Source organism: Paenibacillus sp. FSL M7-1455 (assembly GCF_038004655.1).
Classification (GTDB): Bacteria; Bacillota; Bacilli; order Paenibacillales; family Paenibacillaceae; genus Paenibacillus_AQ; species Paenibacillus_AQ cookii.
Genome location: NZ_JBBORO010000001.1, coordinates 2,436,161 through 2,460,900 on the forward strand (window position 1 = coordinate 2,436,161; position 24,740 = coordinate 2,460,900).

A 24,740-nucleotide genomic window follows, 5' to 3' on the forward strand; every position below is an offset into this window, starting at 1 on the left:
ATATTATTCGAATCGTGCAAGAAATCGTTAGGGACGTTCCCGCGGGAATGTCCTTGTTTGCACATGATGTTCTTTCGGAAGCCGCCGTCTGCGGCCGCAGGGAATCATATTTTCCCGGGTAAGGACACGGTCGACGGCAGGTTGTTTCGCGGCGAGGCGACGGCTAGACTTTGGGATGAAGGTGTGTGCCGCAAGTCGCTTGCTGCTAGTTGGGAATTTCCGCTAAGGAGGGGGATTGGTTTTATATGAGGTTGCGTGAAGCGTTTAAAGAGCATTTCTTGGTGGGGGCCGCCGTAAATCCGGTCACATTGGACACGCAGCGGGATTTGCTGATCGAGCATTTCAACAGCGTGACTGCCGAAAATGAAATGAAGTTCGAAAGGCTGCATCCGTCGCAAGATCAATATACGTTTGAAGCGGCGGATCGCCTGGTGTCTCTGGCCAAAGCCAATGGCATGGGGGTCAGGGGCCACACGCTGGTCTGGCACAATCAGACGCCGAAATGGGTGTTTGAACATCAGGACGGCAGCCCGGTTGACCGGGAGACGCTGCTGGCCCGCATGAAATCTCACATCGACACGGTTTTGTCCCGCTACAGGGGAGATATCTATGCCTGGGACGTGGTGAACGAAGCGGTGTCCGACAGCGGCAGCGAACTGCTGCGGCCTTCAAAGTGGCTGGACATCATCGGCGACGATTTCATCGCCAAAGCGTTTGAGTATGCCCATGAAGCGGACCCGGGGGCGCTGCTCTTCTATAACGATTACAACGAAGCCGTACCGGAGAAAAGGGAGAAAATTTACGCGCTCGTCAAATCGTTGCTCGAGCAGGGAGTCCCCATTCACGGCATCGGGCTTCAAGCGCATTGGAGCCTGCATCATCCGTCCGTGGACGATATCCGCCAAGCGATCGAACGGTATGCCAGCCTCGGCTTGAAGCTGCACATTACGGAGCTGGATGTCTCCATGTTTGCGTTCGATGACCGGCGGACCGATCTCGCGGCTCCGACCGAAGAGATGCTTGCCCTTCAAGCGGAACGTTACGGGCAATTTTTCCGGTTGTTTCAGGAATACAGCGAATATATCACGTCCGTCACTTTTTGGGGGGCTGCAGACGATTATACCTGGCTGGACCATTTCCCTGTGCGCGGCCGGAAAAACTGGCCCTTCCTGTTCGATATCAAGCATCAGCCCAAGCCGTCTTATTGGAAGGTGCTTGAAACCATATGAAAAGTCGCCTAAAGGCAAAACCAACGTCGCTTTCACGGTTTTCGATCCCGGGGTTCGAATAGGTGCGGAATCTCATGCTCCTTTGTAAGGCATTTCAATGAAAACGCTTTTCGGAAAGGGTTGATCGGGATGATGATAGAAAAGGCTCCGGTCGGATTCGACCGGCCTAGGGAAAACGTAACGCGCGGGAACATGAATACGGTGGAATATTTCTCCTCGACGGTCGGGAATTCCCGTAAAACGATGGTTTACACCCCGCCAGGGTTTTCCGATGCGAAGAGATATAACGTGCTTTATCTTCTGCACGGCATAGGAGGGGATGAAGCGGAGTGGTTTAACCACGGGCATCCGGAGGTCATTTTTGACAACCTTTATGCCGACGGCAAGCTGGCGCCCATGATCGTCGTATTACCCAACGGCCGCGCCATGCCCGACGACCGGGCGACGGGGGATGTTTTCAGCGCCGAAAAGGTTAGGGCATTCGAGACGTTCGAATCGGATTTGCTCCACGATCTGATCCCTTTTATCGAATCGAATTACCCGGTGTTCACGGACCGCGGGAACCGGGCGCTTGCAGGGTTATCGATGGGCGGGGGTCAGTCCTTGAATATCGGGCTGCATCATCTGGACCGTTTCGCATGGATTGGAGCTTTTTCTCCTGCCCCCAATACGAAGGCACCCGAACTGCTCGTTCCCAACCCGAAGGAAACGTCGGCGAGTCTCAAGCTGTTATGGCTTTCATGCGGCGACCGGGACGAACTCCTATCGATCAGCACCCGGACGCACGACTATTTGGCGCGGCACGAAGTTCCCCACGCGTGGTACATTACCAAGGACGGCGGTCACGATTGGCCGGTTTGGAAAAACGATCTGTATTATTTTAGCCGGCTCCTTTTCCATGACGTTTCGAGCGGGGACGAATGAAACCATCAAACCATCATCCATATAGGAAGCCGACAAAAAAAGGCCGGCCATGGGTTTTCACCCATGACCGGCCTTTCCGGCTTTACGCTCAGTTGATAGTCCGCTCGCGCCAGTTTCGAGACCGGGACATTTATCGGTTCGAAACTTTCCGCTCGCGGAGGACGTGCTCCAGCACGGCAAGCACCGGTTTGCTTTTGATCGGCTTGCTGATATAGTCGTCCATTCCCGCCGCAAGGCAGATTTCCCGGTCATCCTTCAGGGCGTTGGCGGTAACCGCCACGATCATCGGGCATTGATCCTTCGGCACGGTGGCCCTAAGCTTCCGGGTGGCCTCCAGTCCGTTCAGTCCCGGCATTTGCACGTCCATGAACACGATGTCGTAGGATGCCTGTTCCACGGCCCGCAGGACGTCATGCCCGTTGGTCACGACGGTGACCGCATGCCCCTGCTTCTCTAAAATTTTCCTCAATACGATTTGGTTGATTTCATTATCTTCGGCAATCAGGATCTGAAGCGGGTCCGGCAGCGATTCCAGCTGATCGTCGCATGCGTTTGGTTTGGGGGGCTGATGATATTTCTTCAGCAGCACCGTAAATACGAACGTCGTGCCGGGGCCTTCTTTTTTTTTAACCCATATGTTGCCGCCCATCACGTTGACCAGCTTTTTGCTGATGGCCAGTCCCAGGCCCGTGCCTTCGTAGTTGCGGGTCATGAAGTTGTCTACCTGGGAAAACGGCTCGAAGATCGCTTCCAGCTTGTTGTCCGGTATGCCGATCCCCGTGTCGGAAACTTTGAACTCCAGGTCGATCAGGTCTCCTTCCTGGTAGAGCTTTCTCGCGCTGACCGAAATCCCTCCATGCAGGGTAAACTTGACGGCGTTGCCGACCAGATTCATCAACACCTGCTTCAGCCGTTTGGAGTCGCCATACAGCAGGTCCGGGATGTCGTCGTCCACGGCGAAGGTCATTTCCAGCTGCTTCGCGCTGGCTTTGGCGGACAACACATCCAAAGTTTCTTGAATGCACTGCTTCACGTCTAGGGCATCCTCTTGAAGCTCCGTCATCCCGGCTTCGATTTTGGAGAAATCGAGTATGTCGTTGATGATCGACAGCAAGGTTTCGCCGCTTTTGCGGATAATCTCGATATATTCCTTTTGTTCGTCATCCAGCTCCGTCGTCGTCTCCAACAGATCCGTCATTCCGATGACCCCGTTCATCGGCGTGCGGATTTCATGGCTCATCATCGCCAAAAATTCGCTTTTGGCTTTGTTCGTGTTTTCGGCAAGTTCTTTGGCAATGATCAGCTGTCTTTGCTCGGTGAAATCCTTGGCGATGATATAGAAGCCTACGTTTTTGTTGTTGATGATGATCGGAGCGATCGTCGTAATGACTTCGACCAAATGGCCGTCCTTATGCCGGATCGTCTTGATCTCCTGCTCGACGGTAGGATTGTTCAGCGCCTCCCGCAAAACCCGCCGCAGGTTATACTCCCCGATGAAACGGGCGATGCTTTTGCCGGCCATTTCGCTGACAGGGCAGCCCGTCATTTGCTCCGCCCGGGTGTTGGCGTTCAAAATGTTGCCGTTTAGGTCGAGTGAAATGATCGCATCGTGGTTATATCTTTTTAAGGAGGTATACCGTTCGACCGTTTCCTGCAGTTTTTGCTCGGCGGCTTTATTTTTGGATATATCATTCAGCGTCACGATGTAATAGAGAGGAGTCCCCTCCGTATCAGGCATGATGGATATATGTACGGATGCCCAGACAATCTGCCCGTTCTTCTGCACATACCTGCCTTCGACGTCGATTTCGTTCTGCGCGGGATAGTTCTCGAACAGCGTCCTGATTTGGCGGATGTTCCGCTCCAGGTCGTCAGGGTAAATCAGCTTGTCAAAACGTTGTTTGTGTAGTTCCTCCAAGGAATACCCCAGGATACGGGTGAGTGCCGGATTTGCTTTGACGAGCACCCCCCGGAGCGTAAACATGGCTATGCCAAAAGGAGCATTGTGGTATACATGCTGCAAATAGGAGTACTCCTCCATCGGTAATTTTTCCATTTTGCGCCTCCATCCCCCGATATGTAACTCCGCTTAGGGTTTCCGCCTAAGGGATAGCGATTTGGTGTTTGATTTGCCCTTAGGAGAGCATAGAGCTAACGTTTATGGCCCAAAGATCATAATTCCGCTTATAAAGTAGATATAAACAAAAACATAAAATTTGAACCTCTCCATTTCCGATTATACAGGATTGCGACAAAAATTATAGACATGCTCCATCGATTCGGGGGACGAAGAAAAAAGAAACCCCGAAAGGCCGGCAGCCAATCAGGATTTCTTCAGTCATCTTCCTATATAACTATGCTCTGGTCCCCAGCAGCTGGAGAATATGCGGTTCGATTTTTTCCGGCTCTTCCGTCGGTCCAAACCGTTTCACGACCTTTCCGCTGCCGTCGACCAGAAACTTCGTAAAGTTCCATTTGATCGCTTTGGAGCCAAGGAGGCCCGGGGCTTCCGAGGTCAGGTGCCGGAACAGCGGATGGGCGTTATGGCCGTTGACGTCGATTTTGGCGAACAGCGGGAAGGACACCCCGAAATTCAGCTCGCAAGCCTGGGCGACCTCCGCGTCCGTTCCCGGCTCCTGGTTGGCGAATTGGCCGCAAGGAAAACCGAGAACGGCAAACCCCCGCTCCTTGTAAGCATCGTGCAGCTTCTGCAGCCCTTTGAACTGCGGAGCGAACCCGCATTTGGTCGCCGTATTGACGATGAGCAGCACTTGGCCGCGGTACGGTTCCAACGTCTGTACTTCTCCTTTAATCGTTTTAACCTCGATATCGTAGATTGACATGATACCCTCTCCTCCTGAGTCCGTTATAATTTTGTGCAATTAGATTGTATACAATTTAAATGACGAATTCAAGCTGTTTTTCGATCTTTGACGTGTCCAAGTTCCGAATGCTATAATATTTCGAATAATAAATTGCATACAATTTAATGGCAGGTGAGATAGATGCAGCCTAACGAATATATGAAACTGGAACATCAGCTTTGCTTTGCTTTTTATACATGCTCCCGCGAGATGATGAAGCTGTACCGCCCGCTGCTGTCGCCGCTTGGACTGACGTATACGCAATACATTACGCTGCTTTCCTTGTGGGAACAGGACGGGGTGACCGTCAAAGAGCTCGGGGCAAAGCTGTTTTTGGATTCCGGAACGCTGACGCCGCTTTTGAAGAAGCTGGAAGCGATGGGGCTGATTACGCGAACCCGCGATAAGGCGGACGAGCGCAGCGTGATCATCGAATTGACCGCCAAAGGACAGGACTTGCGTGAACAAGCCGCGGAAGTTCCGACCAAGCTGTACGCCGGTACGAATGTTCGGATCGAAGACATTCAAGCGATGCATGAACATATTCAATCCTTCCTGCGGAAGATAGGCGAAGTTACCGGGGGAAGGGAAGCGGAACGATGAAAGGGTTAGCCCGCCGGATACCGCACGATCTCCCTACTTCGAAAAATCATGCTTAAGTGGCAGTATAGGCGGGGTGACCCGCCATGCCTTTCGACTGAATAAACTCGTCCGAATCCTCCATAATAGGGAAGTACACCCAAGAAAAAATGGAGGAATGAGGCATGCTGGACAACCTTGAAAGCAGCTACGACTGTTCCCGTGCAGGGGATGACCTGCATCAACTCAAGCAGGAACTCGCTTCGCTCCGCGGTCTGGGCAGGGAAGACCAAGAGACTCAGGAGCAAATCAATCGGCTTGAAAACCAAATTGCGTTTATTATGAATAAATGCGACATCAACCATTAAATATGCACAAGTACCCGTTTTCAGGCGTTTTTAACCCGAGCTTGAAAGCGGGTGTTTGTTTTTTTCGTGCCCCGCTCCATCTCCGATCATGGAAAAAGCCTTGAATGAATGCGCGATAAGCGAAAAGCCGGAAGTAAAACGTTTCAGGCAGGTGGTCTTTGAATGAAAACATGGTTGATTTCCCTGATGACGGTGTTCGTTATGTTGGCTGCCCCAGTCCAAGCAAACCCTGAATACGAAAAATGGGGCGCAATAGCGGTAAAGGAAGCACAAAAAAGGTACCGGGCAGACATCATCGACTATCGGCATTTGGGGAGGATTGAACGGACGCCAAACGAATCGGAGGAGCGATTCAAACTTTGGGTCAGAAACAAGGAAGGCCGCGAGTTCGGAGTGTACGTGTTTATCCGTTTCGATCCGTCCACCGACGCCATCCATTCGATTCGGTTTTCCGAATCCGAACGGTGAGCGGGCAAGTCCTGCATATCCAATGAACAAAACTGGATTGCCATGACCAAAGGCTGCCGCGGAAACGGCAGCTTTTTTAAATGAGCTCCCCCGCATTGACGCTTGGCCATGATCGTCGTAACCTTGACTTGAGCGATTGCCGAAAGTTCGTTCATAGCCATGTTTTCGAATGGCGGCGAATCTCGCCATGGGGAACGCGGCAGCGATTCTGCGGGCAAAAACGATGTAAAAGGAGAGGGCATATGGGAACCGGCAACAGGATAGGCACATACGGCTTTCGATTTTCGGCTCCGGACCATTTGGCGCTGTGCAGCTTGTTTGCGGTTGGGAGGGACGCGGTGCAGAGTCCGGCTTACCGGTGGGACGGGTACACGCGGAAGGACGGACCGCTGTTGTTATTCCAGTATACGATCGAAGGCGAGGGCGTTTTCGAATCGGGCGCCGAAGCGTACCGGATTGATGCGGGACGGGCGTTTATGTCCGAAATTCCGGGGGATCACCGGTATTATTTCCCGGAGGGCGGACCCGAGTGGAGCTTCATGTTCATCCTGATGCGGCCGTCGCTGATTTTGCCGAATTGGCAGGAAGCGAAAAGCAGGATGGGGCAAGCGCCGCATCTGCCTGCGACCAGCCGGCCAATCCGCCTGCTGCAGGACATATGGGAGCAAGCGAACGACGGCCGGATCACGGATCCTTTTACAGCTTCCTCTTATGTGTACCAGTTCGTGTCCGAACTGTGCCGTTTTGCGATCGCGCCGCAAGGCGAACGCCGGCATTGGCCGGAAAAGGTGCGTCAGGCTGCCCGCTATATCGACACGCATTACGGCAGCATGATCAGCCTGGATCAGCTGTCGGAGAGGCTCGGAGTGTCGAAGTACCATCTGCTCCGCACGTTTGCGGCCGCGACCGGCGAAACGCCAAGCGAATATTTGAACCGGGTTCGCATCGAGCAGGCGATGAGGCTGCTCCGGCAAACGGACCTCGGCATCGAACGGATTGCCGAAGAGGTGGGGTATTCCGGAGGGAGTTATTTTATCAAAGTGTTCCGGAAAATGACCGGCCGGACGCCCGGAAGCTTCCGGTCGGAACAGGGTCAGCTGACGCTCAGCCGGTTGTATTTTGATTAGTCTCCGGAACCGCAATATTTTGCTATTTTCCACGAAAGATTACTATAGAAACGTGATTCCTCCGAACCTTATGATAGGGACATACAGCAAATGAATGCTATTTAAGGAGGAACGACATGCAGCATCATTCCTATGCACCGACGCCCCCGATGGGGTGGAACAGTTGGGATTGTTACGGCGCCGCCGTTACGGAGGAGGAAGTTCGCGGCAACGCCGAATATATGGCGAAGCACTTGAAGGATTATGGATGGGAGTACGTCGTCGTCGACATTCAATGGTATGAGCCGGGGGCGAACTCGGATCTCTACAGACCCTTTGTCCGGCTGGAAACCGACGGTTATTCGCGGCTTGTTCCCGCGGTCAACCGTTTTCCTTCCGCGGCAGGCGGCAAAGGGTTCAAACCGCTGGCGGACTATGTGCATGGCCTCGGGCTGAAGTTCGGGATCCATATCATGCGCGGCATTCCGCGGCAGGCGGTCCATGACAATACGCCGATCAAGGGAACGGAGGCGACCGCCCGGGACATAGCCCATCCCTGTTCCTTCTGCGGCTGGAACACCGACATGTACGGCGTCGATGCTTCCAAGCAAGGCGCGCAGGAATATTACAATTCGCTGTTCGAGCTTTATGCCGAATGGGGCGTCGATTACGTCAAGGTTGACGACATCGCGGCTTCATGGCTGCACGGAGGGCCGCATTTGGCGGAGATCGAGCTGATCCGCAAGGCGATCGACCACGCCGGCCGTCCGATGGTGCTGAGCCTTTCGCCCGGACCATCGCCCGTAGAGCACGCCGATTTTTTTGAAGCGAATGCCAATATGTGGCGGATGACCGACGACTTCTGGGATCGGTGGCCGCTTCTTTTGGACATGTTCGACCGCTGCGAGGCATGGCAGGGACGGCCGAAACCCGGCTGCTGGCCGGATTGCGACATGCTCCCGCTGGGGCGCATCGGCGTCCGCGCCAGCCACCCCGACCGGATGACGAACTTTACGCGGGACGAACAGCTCACGATGATGACGCTGTGGACGATTTTCCGCTCGCCGCTGATGTTCGGGGGAGAGATGCGCGACAATGACGAGTGGACCTTATCCCTCCTGACAAACCGCGGCGTGTTATACATGCATAAGCATAGCTTCGGTGCCCGGCAAGTGAGCCGCGCGGACGGCAAGGCGGTGTGGACGGCCGAAGGTCCTGACGGGGAACGTTACGCGGCACTGTTCAACACCGGCGAAACCGCCGCGGAAGTCTCCGTTTCGCTTTCCGAGTTGGGGATCGACGGAGGCGCGGATGCCAAAAACCTGTGGACCGGAGAAGGATGCGGCCATTTGGAAGACGTGCTGCAATGGTCGATTCCGCCGCATGGAGCGGCTTTGTTTCAATTGACGGCCGGATGATAGCGAAGTCCGGAGCCTACATGGCGCCCTCGGCAATGACGAATGCCGAGGGCGTTTTTGTATGGAGGGATATCTGTTGGAATTGTTATTTCTTGCATGAATACCAAGCGATGTAATCATAATAGCAGGAAGAGAGATCGCTGAATAACGCCGGGTTCATCGCAAAAATACATCGTTTTTCAAGGCGAAACCAACGATGAACCACAATGTCGAAACGAGTGATGAGGTTTGAAGTGGACAATAGCGGCATATCTCCTGTATCTCCTGCTGCAGGATCACGCTCCAGATCAGCATAACGGCGGGTTAACCGTCACCCATGAAGGGAAACCCGTATCGAGCCTGAGCTTGGATGCGCACAGGTTACCCGTGTTTCCTTTGCTGGATATGGAAAAATATAACCGATGGGTAAATGAATTGGACCGGAAAACGTATACGGAACCCGTCAACGCCCGCATCGGTGGAAACGGGCAAATCGTGCCCGGTCAAAACGGGCATAAGCTCGACCGCAGAGAATTCATGAAACGTTATTATGATGTACTCTACGGCGGCGGCCCGGCTTCGATCGAGGTTCCGGTGTACCCGGTCTATCCCAAGGTAGACACGGAGCTGCTTGCTTCGCTGCGGGCCCAGCAGATCGGATATTACGTAACGTACTACAATGCGGGCAACATCGACCGCTCCCACAATATCGCTCTGGCCGCCAAAGCGATCGACGGCACCGTCGTGTTCCCCGGAGAAACGTTTTCTTTTAATCGCGTGGTCGGCATTCGCACGACAGGCAAAGGGTATAGGCAAGCGACCGTCATCGTCAGGGGCGAATTGTCCGAAGGCATTGGCGGAGGGATTTGCCAGGTATCCTCGACGCTGTTCAACGCGGCCGACCGGGCAGGGCTGAGCATCGTCCAGCGGTACTCCCACAGCCGCCACGTGCCCTATGTTCCGCCGGGCAGGGATGCGACGGTCAGTTGGGGCGGACCGGACTTCGTCTTTAAAAACGCCTACAACCAGCCCGTTTTGATCCGGGCGTTTGCGGGCGGAGGCCGCGTCGGCGTGTCCATTCATTCTTCGGACGTCATTGAATACATGCCGAGAAAGGTGCCGAGCATGTCCCAGCGGCTGCCCGAAGAAATAAGGGAAGCGCCTACGCTGCCGATCCCGGCGAACGGGAAAAAGTGACGTGTGTCCGCTCCTGGCTCAAGTGAAATCTTTTAGGGATCCTAAGCGAACCAGCGGCATGCTGCGGCATGGAAAAAAAACGATGCCGGTTATGTTATGATATGAATAAAACAACCGAACATCATGCATGGGGGGGGATGGCGTCATGAATCATTCGTTTATTTTGAAAGCCGTATGGGACGGAGGCCGCAACAGCCAGGGAACGATCGAAGCGGGCCAGCTGAAAACGGCCATTTCGATTCCGAAGGAAATGGGCGGGCCAGGAGTCGGCACCAATCCCGACGAAATGCTGCTCGGGGCCGCGGCGACGTGTTATTTGATCACGCTGGCGGCGATGATGGAGCGGGGCGGGTTGCCGGTCGAAAAGCTGACGCTGGAGTCGGAAGGCATCGTGGACGTCACGAACAACGTCTTCACGTACGTCAGCATCACGCATAAGCCGCATATCGTGCTGAAGGCCGAAGCTGCGGATCACGATTTGGAGCATGCCCGCAGGCTTGCCGAAAAAGCGGAAAGCTCCTGCATGATTTCCCGCGCGGTAGCCGGTAATGTGGCATTGTCCACGGTTCCGCGCATCGAAAGAAATTGCCGTAAAAACCTTGGGGGAAAGGAACCCCCCTCCTTGCGGCATATGCAGCAGGTTTGAAATCAAGGGCGCCAGAGAGGTCCATCCCTTATGGACTTGTCGGCCGCCCTTTTTTCGTATCTTCCATGCCATACCACGACCGGCGGCAAAACGCATCCCGGTGGTTCTTTCATCCGCTCCTGCTTTATGCCAAGATAGTATACGGAGGGATTGCCATATGTTTACCGACTTTAAAATTGTGGAAGGCCGGCCGTTAACGGTGCAGGTTAAAGAATATTTGAAACAGTGGATTACGAAAGGAAAAGGAAGGGTCGATCAGAAGCTGCCGTCGACAAGGGAGCTGAGTACGATGCTCGGCATCAGCCGAAATACGCTGGTCACCGTGTATTCCGAGCTGGAAGAAGAAGGATTCATCTATACGGTGCATTCCAAAGGAAGCTTCGTTTCCCGCGTCGGGATCGCCTCCGTCCCGTCCTGGTCGCTCGATTGGCAGCAGCGGCTGAACGATACGGCAAAACAGGCCGTCGACCTTGACCTGATGAAACGCGATCTGCGGGGCGAAAAAGGCATGATCAACTTCGCCAGCATCGCGCCGGACGAAAAGCTGTTCGATCTTACCAACGTGAAGCGCGCCTTTTTGGACCGAATGGCTCTGGAAGGGGAAATTTTGCTGAATTACGGCTATGCCAAAGGGTATAAACCGCTGATCCAATATTTGACGGGATACATGGAAACGAAAGGCGTCGACATGGAAGGAAAGGACATTTTGATCACGAACGGCTTTACCGAAGCGTACGATATCATTTTATCCTCGCTTAAGGTGCCTTGCAGGCACATTCTGTGCGAGAACCCGACCCACCACACGGCGATCAAAATATCGAAATTGCACGGCTACGACATCACCGGGATTCCGATGGATCAGGACGGCGTCAGGCTGGATTTGTTCGAGCAGGCGTTAAAAGAGAACGACTTCGGGCTGGCGTATTTGACGCCTTCGTACCATAATCCGACCGGAATCGTCATGTCGGCGGAAAAAAGGGTCGAGGTGCTGCGTTTGCTCGCGGAACACCGGATACCGCTGATCGAGGACGGTTTTAACGAGGAACTGCGTTATTCGGGTTCCCACATGGCACCGCTTGCCGCTTTCGGCGGGGAGGGGAACAGCATCATCTACCTCGGCAGCTTTTCCAAAATCCTGTTTCCGGGCATCCGGATCGGCTGGATTGCGGCGGACCGGGAATTGATCGATGCGCTGGTCAGCGTGAAGCGTTCGCGGAACATCCATACTTCGACGCTCGACCAGGCGGTGCTGTTCCAATATTTCCATAACGGCAACTTTGAAAAATACTTGAAAAGGGCCAAATCGGAGTATAAAAGAAAACACGAGCTGGCCGTCCGCTGCTGCACCGAACACATTCCCTGCGAGCGGATAACCGGTTCAGGCGGATTGCACCTGTTTATCGAGCTGTCCCAGGGGCTGAACGCGAGGGAAATTCTCGCCGATTGCTACAGGCAAGGCGTGGTGTATACCGCAGGGGACGTATTTTTTACGGATGGAGGCGGCGCAAATACGCTCCGGCTCGGTTTTTCGCGGGTGAGCGACGACGAGCTTCGCCGCGGAATCGAAATCATCGGAAAAGAAGTGACCAAAAGATTGGAGGCGCAACGATGAAGGTAGGCATCATTATGGGCGGGGTTTCTTCCGAGAGGGAAGTGTCGCTGGCGACGGGGAAAGAAATGATGGCTCATCTGGACCGGACGAAATACGAGGCGGTCCCGATCGAGATTCGGCATAAACAGGATTTGCTTGTGCAGGCGCAAGGGATCGATCTGGCGTTGCTCGCCCTCCATGGAAGCTTCGGCGAGGACGGCACGGTTCAAGGCACGCTTGAAACGATGGGGATCCCCTATACGGGATGTTCGCTGCTGTCCAGCGCATTGTGCATGGATAAGGATGTAAGCAAAAAACTGCTGCGTTGCGAAGGTCTGCATACGCCGGATTGGGTGCTTCTCCGCCGGTTGGACGATATCCGGAGTCCGCAGGTCGCCGCGCTCGGGTATCCGCTCGTAGTCAAACCGAATGCCGGGGGCTCCAGCATCGGGGTTACCTTGGTCAGGGACGAACAAAGTCTTCGGCAAGCGGCGGAGACCGCCTTTTCCTATGGCGAAGAGGTGCTCGTGGAAGCTTATGTCGACGGCGAGGAGATCACGTGCGGGATACTGAACGGGGAGCTGTTGCCGATCCTGTCGATTAAACCAAGCGCCGAATTTTTCGATTATACGTCCAAATACGAGCCGGGGCAAAGCGACGAGCGTGTCGCGGCGTTCGAACCGGAGCTTGAACAGCGCATCCGCGATGCGGCCGTCATAAGCTTCCGGACGATGAAGTGTTCGGTGTATGCCCGAGTCGATATGATGCTGAAGGACGGCATTCCGTATATCCTCGAAGTCAACACGCTGCCCGGCATGACCCGGACCAGCCTGCTGCCGCAGAGCGCGCTTGCGGCGGGAATCTCTTTCGCGAAGCTGCTGGATGCCATCATCGAAGGATCCTTGGCGGCAAGGCCGAATACGGAAAATGGCGTCATTGGCAGCAGTCGCCGGCAGCAGGCAGGGTGACTGCATCCATGGGAAAAGGACCTCTTCGAATGAAGAGGTCCTCAGGCTGTCGAGAAACCCCCTGTTTTTTTGCAGGGGGTTTAAAATTGCCTCGTCGGTCACTGAAGTAGGGTTCTCAGAGCGCTTTAAATCGATTTTTATTTTAAAAGATATGATTCCCCATATAAAAAATAGAGTGTCGAAAAGTCCGTTGGACTTTCTCGACACTCTGAGGACCTCTTCGAATGAAGAGGTCCTTTTTTGGGCATCGGAAAGTTTAAGATAGCCATCGATCCGCGGGATCAGGGATCATGGCAACAACGTTTACGATTTGCCGTATCCGACCGCTTGGGCGATCAGCTCCGCCAGCGTTTCTCCGCCTTCCGGCTTCAAATGGACGCCGTCGGGTTCGAAATACGATTGGCCTTCGCTGGCCCCGTGCCAATCGAGCAGCACCGCATTCGGATAAGCGGAAGCCGTTTTTTTGATCGAGGCGTTGACGACGCTCTCCCAGCTGCGCGGAACCCTCGCATTCACCAGCACGACCTTGCGCACGTCCTGCATGGAATCCAGAAGCGACATCAGCTGTTTGCTGCTGAACGGGCCGTTCGTGCCCAGCTCGATCACGACCTGATCGCCCAGCTTGCCTTCTTCCCGGAGACGGGCGACCAGTTCCGGCGCCTCGGCCATTTGCCTTCCGATTTTGCCGTCGATCACCGCACCGGGGATCAGCTGCTGCAAATAAGGCTCCGCATCCAGCATGATCGAGTCGCCGATGGCCGTCACCGGAACGCTTTTGCCGCTTTTCGGAGCGCCAGGAACCTGCGTTTTGCCGCCGGCCGATGCACGCGGAGGTTTCGTTTTGCCAGGTTGGCTTGCGGAATCCTTAGGTTCGTCGGTTGCAGCTGAACCACCATTGGCTGTACCCGCTTTGGCTGAACCTTCTTTGGATGAGCCCTCTTCGGGTGCGCCCTCCTTGCCCGCCGGCTGCCGGCCGCTGCCCGAATTCGCCGGTGCCTCCGCGTCCGCTGCCGGTTTTTTCGCCGGATCATCCGCGGGTTCGTCGGTGCCTCCGATCGGCTGATCCGGCCGGCCGGCTTCCCCGCCATCGTATTTGGCCGCCGTGCTTTCCGGCGCCCCTTTCACCGGCGGCACGTCCCCGCCTACTTCTCCCGCCGGACCCGCAGCCGGTTCTGCCGGCGTTTCGGACGGGGCCCATACTTGCGCGGCCGCCGCCTCCTGGTGCAGCTTTGACGCGCTCACCGGCGCCCGCATGGCGAATCCGGCAAAGGACACGACGACCATCAGCAGCACGGAGGCTAACGTGACCCAGCCTTTCATCGGCACGAGGGACAAGTTTACGCTGCCTTTGCGGAGTTTGCGCCACGACCTGCCGACGAGGCCTCCCCGGACCGGCTCTTCGATGTATTTATAGGACAGGCAGGCCAGCGCGACGCTTAAAGCCGTTTGCAGCAGGGCGCGCCATACGTTCGGTTCGGCATTCGCGCCGCCCGAAAGCAGAATGACCGGATAATGCCATAAATATATCCCATAGGTTCGCACCCCGATCCAACGCAGCGGCTTCATGCCGAGCAGCCTGCCTACGAAGCTTGCCGGATGCGCGGCGGAGGCAATCACCATGGCGGTGAGCAGCGACAGGAGCAGGAATCCGTACGGATATAAAAAGGGGTCGTATTCGTTGGTTTTCCATACCATCCTAAAAATCGAACCCAACCCAACCGCCCCGATCAGGTTAAGCGTAACGCGTGTTCCGGGCCCGGCTGCGGCGGACATGTTCCGGCTGGGCCAAACGATGCTGAGAGCAGCCCCGATCAGCAGCGAAAACGCGCGCGTGTCGGTGCCGTAATAGACCCGGCTTGGATCCGTGTCGGGATTGTACAGCAAAAGCATGGCAAGGGCCGACAAAACCGCCAAAGCCAGGGCAAGCAAAAAGACCGGCCCGCGTTTTTTCATCCGTTTCATGCCAATGAGCAGCAATATGGGCCACAAGAGGTAAAACTGTTCCTCGACCGCCAGCGACCACATATGCCCGAACGGGGATTGGGGTCCGAATTTTTCGAAATAGGATACCTCATGGAAAATCGAATACCAATTGTTTATGTATAAAAGCGAAGAAACAACGTCGCCGCGCAAGACGGATATCAAGGAACGGTCAAAAAGGGTGACCCACGCCACGACGGCCGCCATCATGACGAGCATGGCAGGGAGCAGCCTGCGGCATCGCCTGATCCAAAACGATTTCAGGTCGATCGACCGGCTGCGGCTCCATTCCGCGGTGAGCAAATCCGTGATCAAATATCCGGATAAAACAAAAAAGATGCTGACGCCGAGCAGTCCTCCCGGGGCCCATTCGACGTTCAGATGGTACAAAACGACAAAAAACAACGCCAGCGTCCGCAGACCGTCAAGACCCGGCATGTAACGTTTGCTGTTGGATAACTGATTAGACATATGGACTAACCCTGCTTTCCAAACCGGATCGGTCCCTTAAAAAGCGGGATAGGTATGCGGAAAAGATCGATTCGCTTATGTTCATGATCTGGATGCCTCCGTACGGATGATGATGTCAATGAAGGGGTTCACAGGTACTTACTTTATCATAAGCGTTTCCGTTTAAAGTTACAAAAAGATTGCTTTCCATTCACATTTTGTTCATGAGGTAAGGCTGCAGCTACGAATACGACAGCGCACCCGGTCCGGATAAACATCATTCCTCACGGGCTTGGCAGCGAAATAAAGCCTAAAGGGCGGGTTGTTATTGCGGCTGACTGCGGTATACTGGGGACAAATGGTCCATAGGATGAATTTTTAGGAGGCATACCATGCATACGCGTCGTAGTTTAATCGATCAGCTGGAAGCAGCTGGAATCGACCGGAAGGGGACGCTGCTCGTTCATTCTTCCATGAAAAGCGTCGGGGAAGTGGAAGGAGGAGCGGATGCGGTTTTGGATGCGCTGAGCGAATACATGCGGGAGGGCCTGCTCGTTCTGCCAACCCATACATGGTCATACATTCAGGCCGATAATCCCAAATTTTATGTCGAATCGTCGCCTTCGTGCGTCGGCATTTTGCCGGAATTGTTCCGCAAACGCAAGGGAGTGGTTCGTTCGTATCATCCGACGCACTCCGTCGCCGCTTTAGGCAGGGATGCCGGGGATTTTGTTGCCGGGGCGGAGCGGTATGACACGCCGTGCCACAGGGAATCCCCGTGGGGGAAACTGCTGGACCGCAAAGCGACCATCCTGCTTGTCGGGGTGGATTTAAGGCGCAACACGTTTATTCACGGAATCGAGGAATGGTCGGATGTTCCCGGCAGACTGACCGACGGCCATGATAACCTGATCGTCGTGCTTGGCGATGGCACGGAAATTCCGGTTCCGTCCCGGCGCCATTGTGGACTTCCGTGGTCGGAACATTTCTGGAAGGTGGAGGGAATTCTTGAGCGGACAGGGGCGATCCGCCGGACGAAATTGGGGGAGGCGGATTGCTGGGCATGCGATGCCGTCCGAATGACGGAGGTCATAAGCGGAATGTTGCAGGACCACCCCGATTTATTTTCGGATCAAGATCCTCTTTCCGAAAGCGCGGTTCAAGAAGCCGAAGCGAAATTCTTAAGGCAAGCGTGATGTTGTTGCCGAAGAGGATACGAATGGATTGTCCGGGGCGTGCTTGCTCCGGGGCGCGAATCAAGAGATAATCATGGCAGGCGTCTGAACGCTGGCCGCTTTTCGGGCCCGCCTATCGATGAAAATGTTGAGCAGGGGAGAACGATGGGACATGGAAATTGTGAAGTTTAGCGAATTTTCGGCGAGTGAGCTTACCCGGTTGTGGAACGAAGGCTTCAAAGGATACGCATTCGACATGACGATGAGCGTCGACGCGTTCATCAAACGGATTCCGGAGAACCAGTTCTCCATGGAGGCGTCGATCGCGATCTGCGATCAAGGCAAGCCGGTAGGTTTCGTCATGAACGGTTTTCGCACCGTCGACGGACGGTTGACGGCCTGGAACGGGGGCACGGGGATCATTCCGGAATACAGGGGCCGGGGGCTCGGCAAACAGCTGATCGGGGCGGCGCTTGACGTCTGCAGGGAAAAAGGCGCCGAGGTGGCCTTGCTGGAGGCGCTGAGCGAAAATGAACCGGCGATCAAGCTGTACGCGAAGATGGGATACCGATGGATCGGGGATTTAAGATTTTACGAGCAAAAGGAAGGATTGAAACCCGATGCTTTGGCGTCGGAGGGGGCGGATGCCTACCAATTCCGGTTCGGCCTGCCCCGGGATGTTCAGCGGTTCAAGCTTCCGGTCGGAGACCTGCCGTGGCAAACCCATTGGGAAAACATCGCCGGCGGCGAATCGGTCATCGCAACGGACGCAAATGGGGAACTTGCGGGTTATGCGCTGTTTAGAAAAACGATGGACGCGGGCGGAGAACATCAGGCGACGATTCTGTACCAGTGCCGGACCGTAGAAGATACGGGAGAGCGAGCCCCGGAGCTCCTCAAAGCGCTGTTGTCCCGGGCATATGCCCCGCTGGATGCCAATATAACGCGCCGCGCCGTCAATCTGCGGGTATCCGAGGAGCGCCTCATACGAGTTCTGGAGGAATCCGGCTTCAAAGCCACGGTTCATCAGGTACATATGAAATGCGAGCTGAACCAGGCCTAGCGTATAGAAAAAATGCCTAAAATAGTATAAAATTGTCTTGTCGTTTGCCGTGATGTTAACGGAGGCTTGAAAACCGAAAATATGCAGCGTTTGCATGAACATAAGCCATGGATCGTGTCATTTTGTCCATGGCTTTCTTACTCCGTGAACGGTGAACGAAGAATTCGTCTTTGAAAGAAGGTGCCGATCTTGGAGCTGTACTTTAGAGATAATTTCTTTAATGCGGGCCGTACGGATATCGTCAACGCCAGGCGGGAGCCTGCAGGGAAATTGGATTTGAAAAGCGCGTTCGGCTCGTCGCTCGACGTGCTGGATGCCGGCGGGAACCTGGTTTGCAGCGGAAAGTTCCGGTTCATGTCAAGCAAATGGGAGGTGACGGGGGCGGACGGAAGCCTGCTGGGCGTGCTGAAACACCGTCTCAGTTTCATGTCGAAAAAATTCATTTACGAATCAGAGGGGAGAGGAATTTACGAAATTTTTTCGCCCGCGTTCTTCAAGGAATATTCGATCACCGACGAGCGCGGGATCGCGGTTGCCCAATTCGAAAAGGTGAACGGCTGGTTCGAATCCGGAGCTTTTTGCCTGCGGAACGAATCCGAACGTTTGGGGAGCTACGAATTGATCGCCGTCGTTATGGGAGTGCATGAAACAAACAAAAGGATGTCGAATGCGCACCACGCCAACATTCCTTGAGTTTTGTCCTCCGTCCGGAGACGAAAATGGAAGCAGAATGATTCGAAGGAGGCTTGTATTGGAGCCCTTCGGCTGTTATGATATGTGAGTGCTGAAATCGATTACATGAGGATGACTACATATATTTTTGGGAGGAAGCATCATGGCAAACACGAGTATCATTCTGCGCGTTGAACTTGATCATGCGAAGGTCACCTTTGGGGATGTTGCTGCCGCAATCAGCAAATCCGGGGGAGATATCACGTCCATCGACGTGATCAGGCCGGGAAAAGATTCTTCGGTCAGGGACATTACCGTCGAAGTCGTGGACACCGAAGAGGACAACGTCGTCGAATCGCTTAGGAAACAGGATGGCATCAAGCTGATCAACGTTTCGGACCGGACCTTCCTCGTTCATTTGGGCGGCAAAATCAAAATTCAGCCGACGCTGCCGATCAAAAACCGGGACGACCTGTCCCGGGTGTATACGCCAGGCGTGGCGAAGGTTTGCACGGCAATCCACGAAAATTCGGAAAAGGCTTACTCGTTGACGATCAAACGCAATACGGTGGCCGTCGTCAGCGACGGCACGGCGGTGCTCGGACTCGGAGACGTTGGCCCTTACGCGGCTGCTCCCGTGATGGAAGGGAAAGCGATGCTGTTCAAGCAGCTGGCCGGGGTCGATGCGTTCCCGATCTGTTTGGATACCCGCGACACGGAGGAGATCATCCGCACCATTAAGGCGATGAGCCCGATTTTCGGCGGCATCAACCTGGAGGACATCAGCTCCCCGCGCTGCTTCGAAATCGAAAGAAGATTGTCCGAGGAGCTGGAAATTCCGGTCTTCCACGATGATCAGCACGGTACGGCCGTCGTGGTCATCGCGGGGCTGCTCAACGCCTTAAAGGTCGTCAACAAACGGATCGAAAACATCCGGGTCGTCGTTAACGGCATCGGCGCCGCAGGGGTTTCCATCTGCAAAATGCTGCTCAGCGCCGGCGTGACCAAATTGGTGCCCGTGGACCGCGAAGGCGCGATCGTCAGAGGCGGAACGTACGAACACGAGATGTGGCAGTGGCTGGCGGATCAGCCTCAGGTCGAGGCGACGGGCGGAACGCTGAAGGAAGTCATTAAAGGCGCCGACGTCTTTATCGGCGTATCCCGCGGGAACTTGCTGAACGGCGAGGATATCCGGGGAATGGGACCGGATCCGATCGTTTTCGCCATGGCCAATCCGGTGCCCGAAGTGTCGCCCGAAGAGGCGCTTCCCCATGCACGGGTATACGCTACCGGCCGGAGCGATTTCCCGAACCAGATCAACAACGTGCTCGTATTCCCCGGATTGTTCCGCGGGGCGCTCGACTGCAGGGCGCGCTGCATCAACGAACCGATGAAGCTGGCCGCCGCGCGCGCCATCGCATCGGTCGTGACCGGCGGCGAGCTGAACGAGCTGTACATCATCCCGAGCATTTTTAACGACCAGGTCGTCATCGAAGTCCGCAAAGCGGTCGTGCAGGCAGCGATTTTGACCGGCGTGGCCCGCAGAATTCCGAAAGATTTCCGCTAAGATCACCTGCGATATAGAAAAACCCGCGTTTCTAAGCCAATAGAAACGCGGGTTTTTCCGTTTAAGGCAGCAGGAGCGCCTTGGGATCGATCGGCGGGACAAGACCTTCATCGGCCGCGCGCGTGAGCAGGGAAGAGATCGCGGCGTAACCGTCTTCGCCCAAATTCGCGGTAAAGGAATTGACGTACAAATCGATGTGAGCGTCGGCCACCTTCGGATCCATTTCCTGGGCATGGCTGAGGACGTACTCGCGGGAAGCTTCCGGATGCGCCCATGCATATTCCACCGATGCGCGCGCCCAATCGGAAATGGCCTTGAGATCCAAATTCCGTTTGGCGATGATGGCGCCGAGCGGGATCGGCAGCCCGGTATCCTGTTCCCACCAGTTGCCCAGGTCCGCCATCAGCGTCAGGCCGTAATTGGGATACGTAAATCTGGCTTCGTGGATGACAAGCCCGGCGTCGATGTTTCCGTCGCGAACGGCTGGCATGATTTGATCGAACGGCATGACGACGATCTCCCCGATGCCTCCCGGGACGTTTTGGGCAGCCCATAAGCGGAACAGCAGGTACGCGGTGGAACGTTCGCTTGGAACGGCTACGCGCCGTCCGGACAAGCCTTCGGCGTTTGTAGGCGCATCCGGTCCGCCCGACGCGAGCACCAGCGGCCCGCAGCCTCTGCCGAGAGCGCCGCCGCATGGCAGAAGCGCGTAGCGGTCCAGCACCCAAGGCAATGCCGCATAGGAAATTTTGAGCACGTCGTAATCGCTTTGTTCCTGGGCGGCCAGATGGTTCGTAATGTCGATATCCGCATAGGTAACTTCCAGCTGCGGTGCGCCCGGAATAAGGCCATGCGCCCATGCATGGAAGACAAAGGTATCGTTTGGACATGGTGAAAAAGCAATCTTCATTCGGTAAATACCCTCCTTAAAATGTCGCCTGCCGCTTCGAGCGCGGCAAAGGCTTCGCCGAGGCGCCAGGCCGCACGGTCCCTTGGGCCGACGACGTTCGAAATCGTGCGGATTTCGAGCACGGGCAGATTCCACAGCTTGGCGGCGGTCGCCACGCCGAAGCCCTCCATCCCTTCGGCAGCCGCATCGCCGTACCGCGCGGTTAACTTGGCGGTCGTTTCGGCGGAACCCGTTCCCGTCGTGACCGTCAGGATGGTGCCGCGGGTAACGGGAATCCCCTCGGATGCCATGGCATCGGAGAGGGTTTGCACAAGCTTTGAATCAGGCAGGATGACGGAGCTGCCGAAACCAAGCTCGTCCACGCTGAGAAACCCGTCAGGGGTTTCGGCTCCCAAATCGGCTGCCGCGATCCGGTCGGCGATGACGGTGGAGCCGATCTCCGCCCGTCCCTTGAAGCCTCCGGCGATCCCTGCGCTGATGACCAGGCTGTAGCTGCCCTTCGCAAGCTCTGCGGCCGTCCGTGCCGCCGCCGAGGCCGGCCCGAAACCGGCGAGTTGAACATTAAACCGCTTTGAATCGCGGGTTCCGCGCATGACGGCCTGCCGCTCTGCTTCGACCGCCGTCATGATCAGGATTCGTCCGTCCGAATCCGCATTTCGGAAGATATCCCCGTCATGCATCACGGTCTCCAAGTCTGATTTCATGCAGAATCCTCCAGTACAATTCATTTGACCTCAACATAATAACCTTATAACTAACGGAACGCCGTGTAAAGCGCGGCTCGGCCGGGGAGATTGCCAACCTTGTTTTTACAAACGCTTTCCCGGAAGGTATAATAGATTTATTGGACATGATGTCAATTAAAGGAGGAATCAGCCATGCTTGCCGAACAGCATATCAAAACGGCCATGCAAAACTACATCGATTGTTTTAACCGAGACGATTTGGAAGGAATCCTTTCATTATATGCGGAGGATGCGGTCGTAGAGGATCCCGCGGGGTCCGAGCCGGTGCGGGGCAAGGCCGCGATCGCGGAATTTTACCGTAAGGTCGTGAACGGAAGCACCCGGATCCGCCGCGAGGAACCGATTCGGGGGTCGCACGAACATTCGGGAGCCATGGCCGTTCATATCGAAACGACAGTCGAAGGCGCAACGATCGTCATTCATGTGATCGAGTTGATGACGTTTAACGAGGAAGGGCTCATTACCGGCATGAAGGCATATTGGGGACAGTCGGATATAGAGACGAAATGATTTTGCGGCCGTTCGCATGTTGCATGTTGTATGTGTTGAAAGAAGTTTTTTAACGTCAACGCGTAGCATTACGGACGGCAGCGGCATGGAGCAGCGAACCTTCGCTGCTTCTTTTTTATTCGGGGGAAATGAGACCGTTAGCCCGATTCCTCGATGCCGTACTGTTCGCTGTAATATAACGCGGTGAAGGACGCCGACGAGACGGCAGAAATGCTATTTCCGCCCGGTTTGCCGCATTAAATAACGTATAGAAACATATGGAAAACAAGAAAATACGGATAAGCGCCTGAAAAACGGAGGCCGCAGCCGTTCCGCAGACCGCCGGCATTGCGCCGAACATGCTGCCGGATACTTTGCCGAGCGGGCCTTCGCCGTTTCCTTTCCCCAAAAAATCGGATATAATTCCTGGATGCGGGTATGAATTGACACATGGCGTAATGACTGGCGATATATTAGAATAGATAGGTCTACGTTTACGTGGCGAAAAGGAATCATTCATTGATTTTGAACATTAATAATGAAGTTGAAAGCGAGAAGGAACCTAATGCTGAATAACCGGATGACTTTTGAAAGCCTGTGCCTGCGGAACGAACCGCTGGCCAACCATTCATCGTACCAAATCGGGGGCGAAGCGAACTTTTTTGCCATGCCCGAAACGGTGGAGGAGCTTCTGACACTGCTGCGGGGCTGCAAAACGCACGGATTGGATTATTTTATTTGCGGGATGGGTTCGAACCTGCTGTTTCCGGACCGTCCGCAGGAGGATACGCTGTACATCTCATTGAAAAAATTCGTCTATTGGGACATCCAGCCGACCAAATGGTTCATATCCTCCGGAACGCCGATGTCCATGCTGGCGATCAGCGGCAGGATGTTCGGCATTCCCGGCTACGAATTCACCTACTTGCTGCCCGGGGGACTTGGCGCGGGAATTTATATGAACGCCAAATACAATCACCATCAGATCAGCGACATCATTAAAACCGTTTATTACGTCGACTTGTCCGACCCGTCCTTGGCCGTTCGGTCGATTGACGTGTCGCAGTGCCAATACGGCTACAAACAATCCATCTTCCAGATGAACCCATGGCTGGTGCTCGGGGCGGATATGCTTGCCGTGCCGGACGAGAAGCAGATCGCTGCCGGCAATGAGCTGCTTGCGCGGTGGAAGGCGAAGGAAGGCATGTCGACGCTGGCTTCTTTTTATTCGTACATGGATGGGGAAGCCGAAGCGCTTAAGAAACAGGGCATCGTCATCCCGGCCGAAATGACCGACATCGCCAATTACCGTAACGCAAAACGACATTTCGAATTCCCTTCCTGCGGTTCGGTGTTCAAAAACAATTACGACTACGGCGTTCCGGTGGGCGCCCTTGTGGACCGGTTGAACATGAAGGGCAAGGAGCATGGCGGCGCAATGATCTCGCCGTATCACGGGAACATGATCATCAATCACCGGCATGCCACCGCCGAAGACGTGAAATATTTGATGAACGTGATCATCGAAGGGGTCAATAACGCATTCGGCTTTGAACCGGAACCCGAAGTGGTCGTCGTGAAATAAACAAAATAACATACAAGGCTGCGGCCGCGTATAAACCTTTCCGTTTTAGGAAAGGTTTTTTGTATACGTGCAGGCTAGTTTAGAAAAACAAAGTATTGCAAGTAAGTTAATGGGGTTATATAATAAAAAAGTAAGTAAATAAAATATTGGAGGCTACTATACTTATGTCGAATTTCATCGATGCGCTCAAAAACAGACGTTCCATTTATGCCATTAGCAAGGATGTATCCGTTTCGGACGAAAAGATCGTCGAAATCGTCAACGAAGCGGTCAAACATACGCCATCGTCCTTTAACTCCCAAAGCGCCCGCGTCGTCGTTCTGTTGGGCGAACAGCATGACAAGCTGTGGAACCTGACGGAAGAAACGCTCAAAGGCGTCGTTCCAGCCGAAAATTTTGCTCCGACGGCCGAGAAAATGGCCGGATTCCGCAATGGATACGGCACGGTCCTGTTCTTCGAAGACAATGCCGTCATTGAAGGTCTTCAAGCCCAATTCGAAGCTTACAAGGATAATTTCCCTGTATGGTCCAACCAATCCAACGGCATGCTTCAGCTCGTCGTATGGACGGCTTTGGAAGAGGAAGGGCTGGGCGCAAGCTTGCAGCACTACAACCCGCTGATCGACCAAAAGGTCGCTCACGAATGGAACCTGCCTGCAAGCTGGAAGCTGATTGCCCAAATGCCGTTCGGCAAAGTGGTGGCTCCTGCCGGCGAGAAACAATTCCAGCCGCTTGAAGAGCGCGTCAAAGTATTCAACTAATCCAG

23 protein-coding genes are annotated in these 24,740 nt (G+C 54.7%); 18 read left to right on the forward strand and 5 right to left on the reverse strand.

Annotated features, from left to right (window positions below; translation table 11 throughout):
* Positions 1-245: 245 nt before the first annotated feature.
* Both NYE48_RS11240 and NYE48_RS11245 read left to right on the forward strand, forming a co-directional pair.
* Positions 246-1,229, forward strand: coding sequence for an endo-1,4-beta-xylanase (locus tag NYE48_RS11240; RefSeq protein WP_212947764.1), 984 nt, complete (start codon positions 246-248; stop codon positions 1,227-1,229).
* 129 nt (positions 1,230-1,358) lie between these two features.
* Positions 1,359-2,153 carry an alpha/beta hydrolase gene (locus tag NYE48_RS11245; RefSeq protein ID WP_340998603.1) on the forward strand — a complete coding sequence of 265 codons (795 nt, stop codon included), beginning with the start codon at positions 1,359-1,361 and terminating at the stop codon, positions 2,151-2,153.
* 130 nt (positions 2,154-2,283) lie between these two features.
* On the opposite strand, the gene NYE48_RS11250 is transcribed toward NYE48_RS11245, so the two are convergent.
* Both NYE48_RS11250 and NYE48_RS11255 read right to left on the reverse strand, forming a co-directional pair.
* Entirely contained in the window at positions 2,284-4,209 is a 1,926-nt protein-coding gene (locus NYE48_RS11250; protein ID WP_340998604.1) for a PAS domain S-box protein, read from the reverse strand.
* A gap of 298 nt (positions 4,210-4,507) precedes the next feature.
* Positions 4,508-4,996 carry a glutathione peroxidase gene (locus tag NYE48_RS11255; protein WP_036711561.1) on the reverse strand — a complete coding sequence of 163 codons (489 nt, stop codon included), beginning with the start codon at positions 4,994-4,996 and terminating at the stop codon, positions 4,508-4,510.
* 162 nt (positions 4,997-5,158) lie between these two features.
* Between NYE48_RS11255 and NYE48_RS11260 the strand changes: the two genes are divergently transcribed.
* From NYE48_RS11260 to NYE48_RS11300, 9 genes are all read left to right on the forward strand, one after another.
* On the forward strand, positions 5,159-5,620 hold the full coding sequence (locus NYE48_RS11260) for a MarR family winged helix-turn-helix transcriptional regulator (RefSeq protein WP_212947760.1): 462 nt from the start codon (positions 5,159-5,161) through the stop codon (positions 5,618-5,620).
* Between the two features lie 161 nt (positions 5,621-5,781).
* Complete coding sequence (locus tag NYE48_RS11265; RefSeq protein ID WP_036711568.1) at positions 5,782-5,964, forward strand: hypothetical protein; 183 nt, start codon at positions 5,782-5,784, stop codon at positions 5,962-5,964.
* Between the two features lie 162 nt (positions 5,965-6,126).
* Positions 6,127-6,432, forward strand: a complete 306-nt coding sequence (locus tag NYE48_RS11270) for a DUF3889 domain-containing protein (RefSeq protein WP_212947758.1) — start codon at positions 6,127-6,129, stop codon at positions 6,430-6,432.
* A gap of 242 nt (positions 6,433-6,674) precedes the next feature.
* Entirely contained in the window at positions 6,675-7,559 is an 885-nt protein-coding gene (locus tag NYE48_RS11275) for an AraC family transcriptional regulator (RefSeq protein WP_340998607.1), read from the forward strand.
* Positions 7,560-7,675: 116 nt separating this feature from the next.
* On the forward strand, positions 7,676-8,956 hold the full coding sequence (locus tag NYE48_RS11280) for a glycoside hydrolase family 27 protein (protein ID WP_340998609.1): 1,281 nt from the start codon (positions 7,676-7,678) through the stop codon (positions 8,954-8,956).
* Between the two features lie 228 nt (positions 8,957-9,184).
* Positions 9,185-10,132 carry a VanW family protein gene (locus NYE48_RS11285; protein ID WP_445323967.1) on the forward strand — a complete coding sequence of 316 codons (948 nt, stop codon included), beginning with the start codon at positions 9,185-9,187 and terminating at the stop codon, positions 10,130-10,132.
* A gap of 145 nt (positions 10,133-10,277) precedes the next feature.
* A complete protein-coding gene (locus tag NYE48_RS11290; RefSeq protein ID WP_212947752.1) occupies positions 10,278-10,778 on the forward strand; it encodes an OsmC family protein in 501 nt (166 codons plus the stop codon).
* Between the two features lie 157 nt (positions 10,779-10,935).
* On the forward strand, positions 10,936-12,390 hold the full coding sequence (locus tag NYE48_RS11295) for an aminotransferase-like domain-containing protein (protein ID WP_212947751.1): 1,455 nt from the start codon (positions 10,936-10,938) through the stop codon (positions 12,388-12,390).
* Complete coding sequence (locus NYE48_RS11300) at positions 12,387-13,337, forward strand: D-alanine--D-alanine ligase (protein ID WP_340998612.1); 951 nt, start codon at positions 12,387-12,389, stop codon at positions 13,335-13,337. The genes NYE48_RS11295 and NYE48_RS11300 overlap by 4 nt, the downstream gene beginning before the upstream one ends.
* Positions 13,338-13,640: 303 nt before the next feature.
* On the opposite strand, the gene NYE48_RS11305 is transcribed toward NYE48_RS11300, so the two are convergent.
* Positions 13,641-15,788: an acyltransferase family protein gene (locus tag NYE48_RS11305; protein WP_340998613.1), complete on the reverse strand. Its 2,148-nt coding sequence runs from the start codon at positions 15,786-15,788 to the stop codon at positions 13,641-13,643.
* A gap of 371 nt (positions 15,789-16,159) precedes the next feature.
* Between NYE48_RS11305 and NYE48_RS11310 the strand changes: the two genes are divergently transcribed.
* From NYE48_RS11310 to NYE48_RS11325, 4 genes are all read left to right on the forward strand, one after another.
* On the forward strand, positions 16,160-16,963 hold the full coding sequence (locus NYE48_RS11310; RefSeq protein ID WP_340998615.1) for an AAC(3) family N-acetyltransferase: 804 nt from the start codon (positions 16,160-16,162) through the stop codon (positions 16,961-16,963).
* Positions 16,964-17,114: 151 nt separating this feature from the next.
* Positions 17,115-18,005, forward strand: coding sequence for a GNAT family N-acetyltransferase (locus NYE48_RS11315; RefSeq protein WP_340998618.1), 891 nt, complete (start codon positions 17,115-17,117; stop codon positions 18,003-18,005).
* Between the two features lie 189 nt (positions 18,006-18,194).
* Positions 18,195-18,698 (forward strand): hypothetical protein, encoded by a 504-nt coding sequence (locus NYE48_RS11320; protein ID WP_340998619.1) that lies wholly within the window; start codon positions 18,195-18,197, stop codon positions 18,696-18,698.
* A gap of 142 nt (positions 18,699-18,840) precedes the next feature.
* On the forward strand, positions 18,841-20,244 hold the full coding sequence (locus tag NYE48_RS11325; protein ID WP_340998621.1) for an NAD-dependent malic enzyme: 1,404 nt from the start codon (positions 18,841-18,843) through the stop codon (positions 20,242-20,244).
* 61 nt (positions 20,245-20,305) lie between these two features.
* Here the strand turns inward: NYE48_RS11325 and NYE48_RS11330 are convergent, their stop codons facing one another.
* Both NYE48_RS11330 and NYE48_RS11335 read right to left on the reverse strand, forming a co-directional pair.
* Entirely contained in the window at positions 20,306-21,154 is an 849-nt protein-coding gene (locus NYE48_RS11330) for a 1,4-dihydroxy-6-naphthoate synthase (RefSeq protein WP_340998623.1), read from the reverse strand.
* Positions 21,151-21,858: a futalosine hydrolase gene (locus NYE48_RS11335; RefSeq protein ID WP_340998625.1), complete on the reverse strand. Its 708-nt coding sequence runs from the start codon at positions 21,856-21,858 to the stop codon at positions 21,151-21,153. Before NYE48_RS11335 ends, NYE48_RS11330 begins: the two co-directional genes overlap by 4 nt.
* A 174-nt stretch (positions 21,859-22,032) precedes the next feature.
* Between NYE48_RS11335 and NYE48_RS11340 the strand changes: the two genes are divergently transcribed.
* From NYE48_RS11340 to NYE48_RS11350, 3 genes are all read left to right on the forward strand, one after another.
* A complete protein-coding gene (locus NYE48_RS11340; protein WP_212947735.1) occupies positions 22,033-22,410 on the forward strand; it encodes a nuclear transport factor 2 family protein in 378 nt (125 codons plus the stop codon).
* Positions 22,411-22,954: 544 nt separating this feature from the next.
* The gene (gene murB / locus NYE48_RS11345) at positions 22,955-23,974 is read left to right on the forward strand and encodes a UDP-N-acetylmuramate dehydrogenase (RefSeq protein WP_340998629.1); all 1,020 of its coding nucleotides are present in this window, start codon (positions 22,955-22,957) and stop codon (positions 23,972-23,974) included.
* Positions 23,975-24,138: 164 nt separating this feature from the next.
* Positions 24,139-24,735 carry a nitroreductase family protein gene (locus NYE48_RS11350; RefSeq protein WP_445323969.1) on the forward strand — a complete coding sequence of 199 codons (597 nt, stop codon included), beginning with the start codon at positions 24,139-24,141 and terminating at the stop codon, positions 24,733-24,735.
* Positions 24,736-24,740: the final 5 nt, after the last annotated feature.